We start from the raw sequence: 14082 nt of genomic DNA, 5'->3' as shown, positions 1-14082 counted from the left end.
TGCGAAACGACAGATTGGTCACTCGGGGCGCTCCTTACGAAGTCACCAGATGGCGACCCGACCTGGCTCGGAAGAGGAAACCGGACTCCAAAATCCAAGCAGGTCAAGTGAGCGATCGAGGCACGATATTCAGGCGATTCGTCGCAGTTCGAAGGGACTCGGAGGTAGCAGTCATGAAGCTCGATGGGAGCAGGATCGATGAGCAGCCGAGGAACGCCGTGGAGGCGCTCCGCGCTCTGGATGCCGTCGCAGACCTGCTGCGAAGCGAGGGTGATCCCCGCGCCGCATTCCCCGATGTGTATGCGGTCATCACCCGCCGGGTGGCGGAGCAGGTCACCCGCTCCGACGGCGGCATGTATCTGGAGCCGGAGTGGATCTCGCGACTCGCAGGGCGCTTCTGCGAGATGTACCTGGAGACCGTGAGCCGCAGCTTCTCGGGGGACACGCAGACCTGTGAGGCCTGGAAGCTCGCCCACCACTACGGCCCCCAGGGCGCCAGCCTCCCGGTCCAGGAGGCGCTGCTCGGGCTGAGCGCGCACATCAACTACGACCTGGCGATCGGGATTCACGACACCATCGTCGAGTTCGGCCATGCCAAGGACGAGCGCATGCTGGCCCGCTACAAGCGTGACCACGACCAGGTGAACGAGATCCTCCACGGGGCCGTGTACGAGACCCTGGAGCTGCTCATCGAGCGGCACCGCTGCTCGGTGACCGAGGTCGTCTACCAGCGCGCGAAGACCTCGGCCCGCTGGTTCGCGATGTTCATGCTCCGCCAGTGGCGCGCCCAGGTCTGGGACACGGTCCTCGCCATGCTGAACGCCGACACTGCCGAGGAGCGCGAGGAGATCGTCGAGGCGATGGGTCGGCGCGCTGCCTGGATCGGCCGCGCCATCGTGCTCCCGAGCGCCGCCTACGTCGCTGGTCGGCCGCTCTTCCAGGGAGCCCGTGCCCGCATCGCCGCCCTTGCCGGCCTTGCCGCCTGAGCCTCTCTATTTCCTGCCTGACCTGAAAGTCACAGCTCCCGGGCGCTCCAAGGAAGACGCGTCGCGCACAGCGCCGCGCGTCAAAGCGCTTTTCACTCGACGCGACGCGACGTTCCCGCGAGAACGTGCATCGTAGAGTCCGCCTCCCCCATGAGCGCGCGCGTCTGGCCTGGCACGTTCCATCCTCTCGGCGCCACTTACGACGGCTCCGGGGTCAATTTCGCCCTCTACTCGGAGAGCGCCACCCGGGTGGAGGTGTGTCTGTTCGATGAAGAGGCGGCCCACGAAGGCCGCCGCGAGGGCCGTCGCGAGGGCCGCGAGAAACCGGCGCGCGAAACGGTCCACGAGCGCGCACGCATCACCCTCCCTGCGCGCACGGCGCACGTCTTCCACGGCTACGTGCCTGGCCTTGCCCCCGGCCAGCTCTATGGCTTCCGGGTGCACGGGCCGTACGACCCGGCCTCGGGCCAGCGCCACAACCCGCACAAGCTTCTCGTGGATCCCTACGCGCGCGCGATCGCCAACGAACCCGACTGGCGGGCACCCCTGTTCGGCTTCGATCGCCAGGCGGCGCCCGAAGACGACCTCGTTCCCTGCACGCGCGACAGCGCCTGGGGAGCGCCCAGGTGCGTGGTGGTGGACCCTGCCTTCGACTGGACTGGCGACAGCCCGCCGAGGACGCCGTGGCAGGACACCATCCTCTACGAGGTGCACGTGAAGAGCTTCACCATGCGCCACCCCGGTGTCCCCGAAGCGCTGCGCGGCACCTATGCCGGGTTCGCCTCCGAGGCATCCATCGCCCACCTCAAGCGCCTGGGAGTCACCGCCGTCGAGTTCCTGCCGGTGCACGAGATGGTCTCCGAGCGCGAGCTGTGGGCGCGGGGACTCCAGAACCACTGGGGCTACAACACCCTCTCCTTCTTCGCGCCCGCGGGCCGCTATGCATCGAGCGGCAGGCGTGGGGAGCAGATCGTCGAGTTCAAGCGGATGGTGCGCGCCCTCCACGCCGCCGGGATCGAGGTCATCCTCGACGTCGTCTACAACCATACCGCCGAGGGCAACCACCTCGGGCCCACGCTCGGCATGCGCGGGATCGACAACCGCACCTACTACCGCCTCGAGCCGCGCTCACCGCGCCTGTACCGCGACTACACGGGGTGCGGCAACAGCCTCAACACGCGCCACCACCAGGTCCTCATGCTGGTGATGGACAGCCTGCGGTACTGGGTGACGGAGATGCACGTCGACGGCTTCCGCTTCGACCTCGCCTCCACCCTCGCCCGCGGTGCCCATGGCGTGGACCGCGTCGGAGCGTTCTTCGCCGCCGTTCACCAGGATCCGGTGCTCGCTGGCGTGAAGCTCATCGCCGAGCCCTGGGACGTGGGCGAAGGAGGCTACCAGGTCGGCAATTTTCCCATCCGCTGGGCGGAGTGGAACGACCGCTACCGCGACGGCATGCGCAGGTTCTGGAAGGGGGAGCCCCGACTGGCCGCGGAGATCGGCTACCGGCTCACCGGCTCCAGCGACTTCTTCGAGCTGAGCGGGCGGCGCCCCCAGGCGAGCATCAACTTCATCACCGCGCACGACGGGTTCTCCCTTCACGACCTCTGCGCCTACAGCCACAAGCACAACGAGGCGAACGGCGAGGAGAACCGCGACGGGAACGACCACAACCACAGCGACAACCACGGCGTCGAAGGCGAGACGGACGATCCCCACATCCTCGAACGGCGCGAGCGGCAGAAGCGCAACTTGCTCACCGCGCTGCTGGTCTCTCAGGGCGTGCCGATGATCCTGTCCGGCGACGAGATGGGCCACACCCAGCAGGGCAACAACAATGCTTACTGTCAGGACAGCGAGCTTTCCTGGCTCGACTGGAACCTCGATGCGCCCCGGCAGGCGCTCCTCGACTTCGCGGCTCGCCTCGTCGCTTTCCGCAACTCCCAGCCGGTGCTCCGACGCCGCTCCTTCTTCTCGGGGGGCAACGTGCACGGCAGCGGCCAGAGGGACATCGTCTGGTTCAGGCCCGATGGCCAGGAGATGACCGGCGAGGACTGGCACCTGCCTCACACCCGGGCGCTCGCCGTCCTGCTCGGGGGGGACGCCATCCCCGATCTCGACCCCCGTGGCGGGCGCGTCACCGGTGACACCCTTCTTTTTCTGCTCAATGCGAGCGACAGAGCGCTCGATTTCGTGCTCCCCGACATCGAATGGGGCGAGCGGTGGGCGCTGACGCTGGACACGGCGACCGCCCTGCCCCCGGAGGAAGGCGTGCCTCCCTCCAGGGCAGCGGACAGGTTCCGGCTGATCGGACGCTCGATGGCGATCCTGCGGCGCATCGAGCGCACCGCATGATCAGAGCAACCGGCGCGCAGGGCGTGCCCTGGCGAGACGAGGAACGGGAGATCCATGAAGCAACCTTGGGGAGGTGAGTTCGGCGACGGGAGTGACGAGGCAGACCGCGTGTCTCTCGAACAGGTGGCGACGGCGGAGCGCGTCATCGACGAGGTCTCGGCGCAGCTCGTGGCCGACATCCCCCGCGCCACCTATCGGGTGCAGCTCAACGGCGGCTTCACCTTTCAGGACGCGCGGCGGTGGGCGGGCTACCTCGCCGACCTCGGGGTGAGCCACCTCTACTCGTCCCCCTTCTTCAAGGCGATGCCGGGGAGCAATCACGGCTACGACCTGACCGACCACAACGCGCTCAACCCGGAGATCGGCACGCGCGAGGACCTCGACACCCTCTCTGCCACCCTCCGCGAGCACGGCATGGGCCTCGTTCTCGACTTCGTCCCGAACCACATGGGCATCGGCGTCTCCCAGAACGCCTGGTGGGCCGACGTCCTGGAGAACGGGCCGAGCTCGCTTCACGCCCCGTACTTCGACATCGACTGGGATCCGGTGAAACCCGAGCTCCGGAACAAGGTGCTCCTGCCTATTCTCGGCGACCATTACGGCCACGTGCTCGAGCGCGGCGAGCTCCGGGTGGAGAGCGACGGGGGGGCGTTCTTCCTGCGCTATTACGACAACCGCTTCCCCCTCAACCCCCGCACCTACACCACGATCCTGGAGCCGCTCGTGCCGCTCCTCTCCGAGAAGCTCGGCGCGGAGCACGACGCGGTGATGGAGCTGCTCAGCATTCTCACTGGCCTGCGCAACCTCCCGGTCCGCACCGAGACCCAGCGCTCCCGAGTCATGGAGCGCCGGCGCGAGAAGGAGATCCTGAAGCGGAGGCTCGCAAACCTCGTCGCGGAGATGCCGGCGGTGGAGCGCGCGCTCCGCGAGGGCATCGCCCGGATGAACGGCACCGTCGGCGAGCCGCGCTCCTTCGACGCGCTGGATCGCATGCTGGAGGAGCAAGCGTACCGGCTCAGTTACTGGCGCACGGCGGCCGAGGAGATCAACTACCGGCGCTTCTTCGACATCAACGACCTGGCGGCCATCCGCATGGAGAACCCTGCCGTGTACGAGGCGGCGCACCGGCTCATCATCGAGCTGTTCGCCTCGGGTCAGCTCACCGGTCTGCGCATCGACCACCCCGATGGCCTGTGGGATCCCATCGGCTACTTCAGCGCGCTGCAGCGCAGCTACTTCCTCGCCCGCTGTGCGACGTACGCGCTGCAGTCCACGACTCAGGCCACGACGCAGCCCACCTCTCAGCCCACGCGCGAGCGTCAGGGCGGCGGGGCTCCCTCGCCTCGTCCGTCCTCCCCCACGGCGTCTCCCCCCACCCTGGAGTTCGCCGCGCGCTACGACGCCCGCCTCCAGGCAGACCCCCGCTCGGTGGCCTCCCGGAAGCTCTACCTGGTGGTCGAGAAGATCCTCTCCCGCGGCGAGACCCTGCCTGACGAGTGGGCAGTGTACGGCACGAGCGGCTACGAGTTCGGGCGCAGCGTCGGGGCCCTGTTCGTCGACCCCGCGAGCGAGGCGGCCATGACCACCACCTACGAGCGGTTCATCGGCGAGCGCCACGACTTCGAGGATCTCGTCTACGAGAAGAAGCAGCTCATCCTCAATTCGTCGCTCTCCAGCGAGCTGAACGTGCTCGCGCACGCGCTGAACCGCATCACCGAGCGTGACCGGCACCTCCGGGATTTCACCCTGGGATCGCTCACGGACGCACTGCGCGAGGTCATCGCCTGCTTTCCCGTCTACCGCACCTACATCAACGAGCGCACCACCACCCTCTCCGATCACGACCGGGTGGCGATCCACCGGGCCATCGGCGTCGCGCGCCGCCGGAACCCCACCACCGAGGGCTCGGTGTTCTCCTTCGTCCGCTCCGTGCTGACGCTCGACCCTGCGCAGGACGTCAGCGACAGGGACCGCGCGCTCTGGCGCGAGTTCGTGATGAAGTTCCAGCAGCTCAGCGGCCCGGTCATGGCCAAGGGCCTGGAGGACACCACCTTCTACATCTACAACCGCCTGGTCTCGCTCAACGAGGTGGGCGGCGAGCCCGAGCGCTACGGGCTGAGCATCGCCGCCTTCCACCGGGAGAACGCGACGCGGCAGCGCGCCTGGCCGAACGGGCTGCTCGGCACCTCGACGCACGACACCAAGCGGAGCGAGGACGTGCGCGCGCGCATCAGCGTGCTGAGCGAGGTGCCCGGGGCCTGGGAAGAGGCCCTGGCGCACGCCACGGCCGCGACCGTGGGCCCTCGCGCCGACGTCGACGGCCGGCCCGCGCCCGACCCCAACGAGGAGTACCTGCTCTACCAGACCCTCATCGGCAGCATGCCGCTCGTGCCGCTGCTCGACGCGAAGGGGCCCAGCCTCCCCGAGGGAGACGCCCTCGCCACGTACGTGGATCGCGTCGTCGCGTACATGCGCAAGGCCACCAAGGAGGCCAAGGTGAACACCTCGTGGATCCAGCCGAGCCCCGACTACGACGCGGCGGTGGAGGCGTTCGTGCGCACCCTGCTCGCACCCTCGGCGGCGCTCCAGGAGATCCTGCCCGTCGCCCGCGTGGCCGCCTACCACGGCATGTGGGGCGCGCTGTCGCAGGTGCTGCTCAAGCTCACTTCCCCCGGCGTGCCCGACCTCTATCAGGGCACCGAGCTGTGGGACGACAGCCTGGTCGATCCCGACAACCGCAGGCCCGTCGACTTCGAGGTGCGCGCCAGGGCGCTCGCCGAGATCCGCGCCCGCTCCGGAGAGCCCACCGGGCTCGCGGCGCTCGCGAAGGAGCTGTTCGAGCGCGCCGAGGACGGGCACATCAAGCTCTTCGTCATCCACCGAGCCCTCGAAGCCCGGCGCCGCGCGCCCGAGCTTTTCGGAGACGTCGGCGCCTACGTCCCGCTCATGGCCGGTGGCGAGCGCGCCGACCACGTCGTCGCCTTCGCCCGCCGCGCCGGTGATCGCGAGATCGTGGTCGTCGCGCCGAGGTTCACCGCCAAGCTCATGGAGGGCAAGTGCGCGCCGCCGCTCGGGGACGTCTGGCGCGGCACCTGGATCCCGACCGAGTCCGGGGCGCGCTACACCGACCTGCTCACCGGCGCCGTCATCCGTGCGGTCGACATGCCGGAGGAAGCGCGGCAGGACGCCCCGAAGGAGGCTGCCAACGATGCGCAGGCGGGGGCGTCGCTGTCCCTCGACGGCATCCTGCACACCCTTCCCGTCGCACTGCTCGCACGGGGTCTCGACCAAGGAGCGGCATGAGCACCACACTGCGTACGGGAGCGTGGCTGGAAGACGGGGAGGCATGGTTCCGGGTCTGGGCGCCCGAGCACACCCGGATCGACGTCGTCCTCTTCGCGGAGGACGGCAAGACCATCCAGCGCGAGATCGCGGCGACGCCGCTCTCTACAGGCGTATCGGGAGCGCCGGGCGCATCGGCAACGCCTGACGCATCGGGCGCTCAGGCCGAGGACACCGGCAAAGGCTACTTCGAGGCGCGCATCCCGGGCCTCGGGCCCGGCGCCCTCTACAAGCTGCGGGTGGACGGCGAAGGCCCCTTCCCCGATCCATGCTCCCGCGCGCAACCCCACGGTGTGCACGGCCCCTCGGCGCTCTGGGACGCCGCCTTCCCCTGGACCGATACGGACTGGAAGGGCAAGTCGCTCGAAGAGCTGGTCATCTACGAGGTGCACGTGGGCACCGCCACGCCCGAGGGGACCTTCGACGCCCTCATCGGCCGCCTCGCCGACATCCGCGCGCTGGGCGTCACCACCATCGAGCTGATGCCCCTGGCGAGCGCTCCTGGCGCGCGCGGCTGGGGATACGACGGCGTCAGCCTCTTCGCGCCCTTCGCACCCTACGGCGGCCCTGACGGCCTGCGCCGCCTCATCGACGCCGCCCACCGCGAGGGCCTCGCGGTGCTCATCGATGCCGTCTACAACCACTTCGGCCCCGACGGGAACTACCTGCGGGCCTTCTCGACGCACTACTTCACCCACAAGCACCAGACCCCCTGGGGCGACGCGCTCAACCTCGACGACGAGGGCTCCGCCGCGGTGCGCGCCTTCTTCCTCGCCAACACGGCGATGTGGATCCGCGACTACCACGCCGATGGCCTCCGCCTCGACGCGACCCACGCCCTCGTCGACGACGCGCCGACCCACCTGCTCCAGGAGATCGCCGCCGCCGCCCATGCGGCTGGCGAGGGGCGCGCCGTGGTGGTCATCGCGGAGGACGAGCGCAACGACGCGCGCCTCGTCACGCCCGCCTCCCAGGGCGGCATCGGCCTCGACGGCGTGTGGGCCGATGACTTCCACCACAGCGTCCGCGCCGCCTTCGCGGGCGACCGCGACGGCTATTACTCGGACTACGCGGGCACCGCCGCCGAGATCGCCGCGGCCCTCCAGCACGGCTGGCTCTACGAGGGCCAGCTCTCGCGCTTCCACAACGCTCCCCGCGGGACCCCTGCCGATGGCCTGCCGCCCGCGCGCCTTGTCCACTGCATCCAGAACCACGACCAGATCGGCAACCGCGCCACGGGCGATCGCCTCTTCGAGCGGGTGACCCCCTCGGCCTACAAGGCCATGAGCGCCCTTCTCTTGCTCGGCCCGTACACCCCGCTGCTCTTCATGGGCCAGGAGTGGAACGCCTCGACGCCTTTCCAGTACTTCACCGACCACGAGCCGGAGCTGGGCCGACGGGTCACCGAGGGCCGCCGCAAGGAGTTCGGAAGCTTCTCCTCCTTCGCTGGCCCCGAGGTCCCCGACCCCCAGGACGTCCAGACCTTCCTCCGCTCCAAGCTCGACTGGTCCGAGCGTGAGCGCGCCCCGCACGCCGGTGTCCTCGCCTGGTACCAGGCCCTCGGCGCCCTGCGCGCCCAGCACCCCGCCCTCGCGCGACGTGCCCGCGGCAGCTTCAGCGCCGACCCGGTGGGCGTCGACGCGGTGAGGCTCGAACGGCGCGCGGACGGAGTGGCCCTGGTCTTGCTGGTCAGTCTGCGCGGCCCTGTCGAGATCGACCTCGGCGGGCACAAACCGCACATCCTCGCCTACAGCGAGGAACCACGCTTCGGTGGCGATGCCCAGCACCCGTCGCCCGCCTCCGGAAAGGTGACGCTCCCGGGCCCTGCGGCCCTCATCCTCGAGGTCATCCCATGAACAGCTCCGCAGTCACCCCGGCCCCGCTGGAGGTGCTCGAAGACGATCCGCTCCCCCCGACCATCCGCACCGCGCAGCACAAGCTGCGGCTGCTCCCCGACATGAACGTGATGCTCACCGCCATCCAGCGGGATGCAAAGCGTGCACGGCGTCGTCTCCTCATCGAGACCTACATCTACCGCGACGACAAGCTCGGACGCGGCTTCGCGGACACCCTCGCCCTCGCGGCCCAGCGCGGCGTCGACGTGCGGATGATCTACGATCCTCTGGGCTCCCAGGAGACCGACCCCGCCTTCTTCGACGAGATGCGCTGCCGCGGCATCGACGTGCGCGCTTACAGGCCCGCGCACCTCGTCTTCGGGCGCGGCAGCCTGTTCCCTCGTGACCACAGCCGGGTCATCGTCGCCGACGACCACGCCTACACGGGCGGCGCTGCCTGGGGCGACGAGTGGCTCCCCCGCGAGCTCGGCGGGCAGGGGTGGCACGACGTCTGTATGCAGCTCGAAGGCCCTTGCGTGGAGGATTTCGCGCACCTCTTCGAGATGCGCTGGGCCGACGCCAACGGCGACAACGAGGAGCCCTGCGACTACACGTGCGGCGGCAAGTACCCCGACCTTGAGCTGCTCGCCGACGCCCCCGGCAAAGAGGACCTAGTCTACGAGCGCTACCTCGACGCCATCCGGCGCGCCAGGTCGCGGGTGTGGATGTGCAACGCCTACTTCTACCCGCCCGCCGAGATGCGCGACGCCCTCTTCGACGCGGCTGCACGCGGGGTCGACGTGCAGGTCATCGCCACCGGAACCACCGACCTGCCCATCATCCGCCGCGCCGCCTGCGCCGACTACGCCTACTGGATCAACCAGCGCCTGCGCATCTTCGAGTACGCGCACGGTACGCTCCACGCCAAGTATGCCGTCTTCGACGACGACCTCTGCACCGTGGGCACCCTCAACGCCAACCCCACCAGCATGCGCCTCGCCAACGAGGTCAACGTCTGGGTTCACGATCGCACCTTCATCCAGCAGCTCACCGCCGTCTTCAAGCGCGACCGCGGCAAGAGCGACGAGGTCACCCTGGAGAAGGCGCGCGCCCGCCCCATCCACAAGCGCTTCATCGATCACCTCGCCTGTGACGGCCTCCGCGTCATCGACGTGCTCTTCGGCCCTCCAGCCAGGCAGTCCAAGATCCCGGGATGAACGGCGGCCCCCGCGCAAGCGACGACGCCCTCGTGGTGCTCACCCAGAACCTCTGGGGCGGCGCCGCCGCCTGGCCCGATCGCCGTGACCTCCTCGCCCGCACCCTCGCCCGCATCCGGCCCGACATCATCGGCCTGCAGGAGGTCCGCGCCCCGCGGGAAGGCCACGAGGAGGTGAGCCAGGCCCATGAGCTCGCCGCCCTCCTCGGCGGCTACACCGCCTACTTCGCCCACGCCCGCCCCATCGGCCTCTCCTCGTGCGAGGGCATCGCCCTGCTCTGCGCCCGCGACGTCCACGAGCGCGCCGTCGAGGCCCTGAGCCTCGATCCCCACGACTACCTCGAAGCCGGCAACCGCCGCGTCGCGCTCTGCGGCCGCATCACCCACCAGAGCCATCGGATCGACGTCTTCGTCACCCACCTCTCCCTCTCCCAGCGCGCCCGCGCCCGGACCCTCCGCGAACTCGGCGACTTCATCCGCGCCGAGCGCGAGCGCTCCCGGAGCGCAGGCGCCATCCTGCTCGGCGACTTCAACGCGCCTCCCCACGAAGAGGCCATCGCTGCCCTGGAGCACGAGACCCACGGCGCCTGGCGCGACGCCTGGAAGTGCTGCAACCCCGCACGCGCCCGCGGCGGCACCTGGCCCGCCATCCTGCCGCTTCGCCGCATCGACTACGTGTTCTGCCAGCCCGCCCCCGTCTGGCACGTGGAGCGCTGCATCCGCATCCCCTACGCCGGCTCCGACCACCTCGGCGTCCTCGCCGACCTCCGCTTGATCCCGGAGCCCCACCCGCCGCCCTGAAGGATCAGCCTGCCCTCAATCCTCCTCGTCGTCCCAGGGCAGCTCGGCGATGAGCCCCGCGTACACGATGCGCCCCTCCATGGGCCGCTGGTCCCCGAGCCTCAGCACGTCCCGCTGCACCCCGAGCGCGTTCCGGGTCCCCACGTACGCCTGCGCCCGTGACCACAGCGGCCGCGCCAGGCGCGCGTCGATGGTCTGGAAAGGCACCGTCCTGAGCCCCTGATCCAGGAACGCATCCGACACCGCCCTGTACCTGAGCACGAGTTCAAGCTTCCACGGCAGCTCCGCGCGGATCGACGCCTGCACCGTGTGCGGCGGCCGCGACTCCAGCGGGCGCTGGTGCGTGTCGTCCCGCGTCCACAGGTAGGCGTACCCCACCTCCGCCCGCAGCCCGCCCACCTTCGCCGTCGCCTGCACGTCGAGCCCCGCCGTGCGCGCCTCCGCGATGTTCCGGTAGGCGTACGTGTCCACCCCACCCGACGACGAGAGCGGCACCTCGACATCGATGTCGATCAGGTTGTCCACCCAGTTCATGAACCCCCCCACCCGCACCTGGAGATCCTGTGCGACCTCCACCGTCGCGTCCCCGTTCACCCCCCACGAGGCCTCCGGCTTCAGGTCCGGATTCCCCATCACCCGGTAGCCCAGGTACGAGTGGTCGAACGAGAACCCGATCTCCTTCCCGCTCGGCGCCCGGAACCCTCGCCCCCCCGAGAGCCGCAGCCCGAGCCGCGACGAAGGCCGGTACGCGACCGCGAGCCGCGGCGCCACCACGCCGCCATACCTGAGGTGCATCTCCCCCCGCACCCCCGGCAGCACCGTCAGCGTGTCCCCGATCTTCCACCCGAGCTGCGCATACGCCGCCCCGTTCCCGAGCTTCGTCGACGGCACCTCCGTCAGCTCCCGCGTCGTCACCCCGTCCGGCGTCGCCTCCGACCGCAGGATCTGCTGCGACAGGACCTCCACCTCCGCCCGCGTCCCCACCACCCACGTGCGTGGCCCCTCCGCGAACGTCGCCGTCGCCTCGAAGCTCTGCATGCTCCCGCGCAGCTCCCGCGTCTCGTCCGCCGGCGAGTCCCGCAGGTCCCTGTTCCGCGTCCTCCCCGCCCACTGCCGGCTCAGCGACATGCGCAGGTTCGAGCCACCCCCGAGATCTACGACCTCCGAGGCGTTCAGCGTCACCCGCTGCGTCGTCTCGTGCACGTCCGTGAGGTAGGTGTCGAGCCCCGGCAGCTCCTGCGACTCCAGCGTGTCCTGCCCGTCGCGCAGCCACCGCGCCTTCAACCTGAGCTGCGAGCGCGACCCGAGGGGCGCCCCCGCCTTGATCCCGAGCAGCGTCTGCATCCTGTCCGGCAGCCACAGATCCGGCTTGTTCGGATCCAGCGCCAGCCCATCCTCCCGCTGCACCGAGGCATCCGCGCTGACCCACAGGTCCTCGGCCCGGTACGCCCCCGTCCCTTGCGCGAGGAGCCCCCACCGGCTCCTCCCTTCGAGCCTCACCCGCCCACTCGCCCCGAACTGCGCCGGCGGTCCGCTGAGCACGTTGACCACCCCGCCGATCGCCGCGGTTCCGTAGAGGGAGCTGGTCGGTCCCGTGACCAGCTCGATCCGCGAGACATCCGTGAGCGGGAGCTGCGACAGGTCGATCGCCCCTCCCGTGTCTCCGATGACCCGCTCCCCGTCTTCGAGCACCAGCACCCTGTCCCGATCGAACCCCTGGATCTGGATGGCACTCGGGCTCCCGAGGCTGCCATACGCGCTCGGGTTCACCTGCACCCCGAGCTGCTGCGAGAGCGCCTCTCCCACGTTGGTGGCACCCCGGCGCTCCGCCTCCGCCTTGGTGATGACCTGCGTGTACACCGTGGACCGCTGGCTGCTCTCCGGCGTCCTCGTGCCGGTGACGACCACCTCGACGGCCTCGGGCGCTCGTCCCGGTGCAGGTCTGGTGTCGGGCCGTGGACTCCCGGGGGCGTCCTGCGCGGGCGAGGCGGGCGTCTGTTGCTGGGACGGCGCTGTTTTCTCGGGGGAAGTGGACAGTGGCTGCTGGGCGAGCGCGGTCGACGCGGCGAGCGTCATGGCCAGCGCACCAGCCCTGGTCCCGCGATGCAGCACACGCCTTCCCATCGGTGGCGCAGGCTAGCGGCAAACGGTGCGGGGGTGCACCTGGCTCTGCGGAGCTCCCAGCACCAGGGTGCAGGTGGGGTATGCGGGCGCGGGCGGGCGCTCAGGGGGAGACAAGACACGGGGGAGGTGGGGGCTGGCGGGGATGGCGTCTCAGAAGCGCGTCTCACCAGCGGTCTGGCTGGCGGTGAGGCGTGGGGGCGAGCCGCCCTGTGGCGGCGCTGAGAGGTTCAAGCAACCAGGGGCGGGATGGCGCGCGGTTCGGTGCTCTGGCGCGCCCGTCTGCGCCCGCATGCCCCACCTGCACCCTGGTGCTGGGGGCTCCGAGAGAGGCTTCCTGGTTGGGTGGGGGTTACCAGGTGGAGGTAGACCGAGACAGTGGGGAGGCAGAGCGAGGAACAACCGAGGGTCGACGATCACGCATGGAGCTCGCTTCAGGCCCAGGTGACCGTCGACGAGGAGGTCCCGTTCACCCCTCTCCCCAACCGCGGTGGTGTCCCAATCAGGACACGCGGCTCCCTCTGCCAGGACACGAGAGCGCAGGTGTCCTGCCTGCGAGACAGGACACGCGATGGCTCTTCCCGGAGGAGAGGTTGGATCCTCCTGAAGGAGGCTCCGGGGTCTCCTCGTCAGCCTCCCCGCAGGTCGACATCAGCCTGGGTGGAGGACGACGTGGTCCTGGGTGGAGGGCGAGATGAGGCTACGGGGATGCTGACGTCGGCCTGGGTGAAGGACGACGTGAGCCTGGGTGGAGGACGACATGAGGCTACGAGGATGCTGATGTCGGCCTGGGTAGAGGTCGACATCGAGCTGGGTGGAGGACGACGTGGTCCTGGGTGGAGGGCGAGATGAGGCTACGGGGATGCTGATGTCGGCCTGGGTGGAGGACGACGTGAGCCTGGGTGGAGGGCGAGATGAGGCTACGGGGATGCTGATGTCGGCCTAGGTGGAGGACGACGTGAGCCTGGCAAGATGCCGATGTCGGCCTGGCAGGAAGCTGAAATGAACCTCCGGGGATGCCGATGTCGGCCTGGGTGGAGGTCGATGTCAGCCTGGCAGGATGCCGATGTCGGCCTGCCGGAAGGCGAACGTGGCCCTGGGTGGAGGGCGATATGGGCTACCCGGGATGGCGATGTGGCCTGGGTGGAGGGCGATATGGGTCAACCGGACTCCACCCCAACCGCCGACACCTCTCCATCCCCCTCTTCTGCCCTGCGTGTCCGTGCGCGATGCGGGCGCGCGTGGGGGGGTGGTGCCGCGGGGTGGCCGCGGGGGGCGCCAGAGCACCGAACCGCGCGCCATCCCGCCCCCGGTCACCCCCCACCCCTCAGCGCCGCCACAGGGCGGCTCGCCCTCACGCCTCATCGCCAGCCAGACCGCAGGTGAGACGTGCTTCTGAGACGCCATCCCCGCCAGCCCCCACCTC

Annotated in this window: 7 protein-coding genes; 6 read left to right on the top strand and 1 reads right to left on the bottom strand. The window is 69.8% G+C overall.

What is annotated here, in order from left to right; genetic code table 11:
* The first annotated feature begins 173 nt into the window (after positions 1–173).
* From CAP_RS22405 to CAP_RS22380, 6 genes are all read left to right on the top strand, one after another.
* Positions 174–986, top strand: a complete 813-nt coding sequence (locus tag CAP_RS22405; protein ID WP_044244460.1) for a DUF5995 family protein — start codon at positions 174–176, stop codon at positions 984–986.
* Between the two features lie 150 nt (positions 987–1136).
* Positions 1137–3341, top strand: a complete 2205-nt coding sequence (gene glgX, locus CAP_RS22400; RefSeq protein WP_044244457.1) for a glycogen debranching protein GlgX — start codon at positions 1137–1139, stop codon at positions 3339–3341.
* A 54-nt stretch (positions 3342–3395) separates the two neighbouring features.
* Positions 3396–6644: a malto-oligosyltrehalose synthase gene (gene treY, locus CAP_RS22395; RefSeq protein WP_052375660.1), complete on the top strand. Its 3249-nt coding sequence runs from the start codon at positions 3396–3398 to the stop codon at positions 6642–6644.
* On the top strand, positions 6641–8539 hold the full coding sequence (gene treZ, locus CAP_RS22390; RefSeq protein ID WP_044244455.1) for a malto-oligosyltrehalose trehalohydrolase: 1899 nt from the start codon (positions 6641–6643) through the stop codon (positions 8537–8539). Before treY ends, treZ begins: the two co-directional genes overlap by 4 nt.
* Positions 8536–9735, top strand: a complete 1200-nt coding sequence (locus CAP_RS22385) for a phospholipase D-like domain-containing protein (RefSeq protein ID WP_052375659.1) — start codon at positions 8536–8538, stop codon at positions 9733–9735. Before treZ ends, CAP_RS22385 begins: the two co-directional genes overlap by 4 nt.
* Entirely contained in the window at positions 9732–10535 is an 804-nt protein-coding gene (locus CAP_RS22380; RefSeq protein WP_044244453.1) for an endonuclease/exonuclease/phosphatase family protein, read from the top strand. The genes CAP_RS22385 and CAP_RS22380 overlap by 4 nt, the downstream gene beginning before the upstream one ends.
* Positions 10536–10550: 15 nt before the next feature.
* Here CAP_RS22380 and CAP_RS22375 read toward each other — a convergent pair whose 3' ends face one another.
* Positions 10551–12611: a TonB-dependent receptor plug domain-containing protein gene (locus tag CAP_RS22375; protein ID WP_231511622.1), complete on the bottom strand. Its 2061-nt coding sequence runs from the start codon at positions 12609–12611 to the stop codon at positions 10551–10553.
* Between the last annotated feature and the right edge of the window lie 1471 nt (positions 12612–14082).

Origin of the sequence: Chondromyces apiculatus DSM 436, from assembly GCF_000601485.1 — a bacterium.
Lineage (GTDB): Bacteria > Myxococcota_A > Polyangia > Polyangiales > Polyangiaceae > Chondromyces > Chondromyces apiculatus.
The sequence above is the reverse complement of the archived record's forward strand: the minus strand, read 5'-3'. Positions and strand labels throughout refer to the sequence as shown.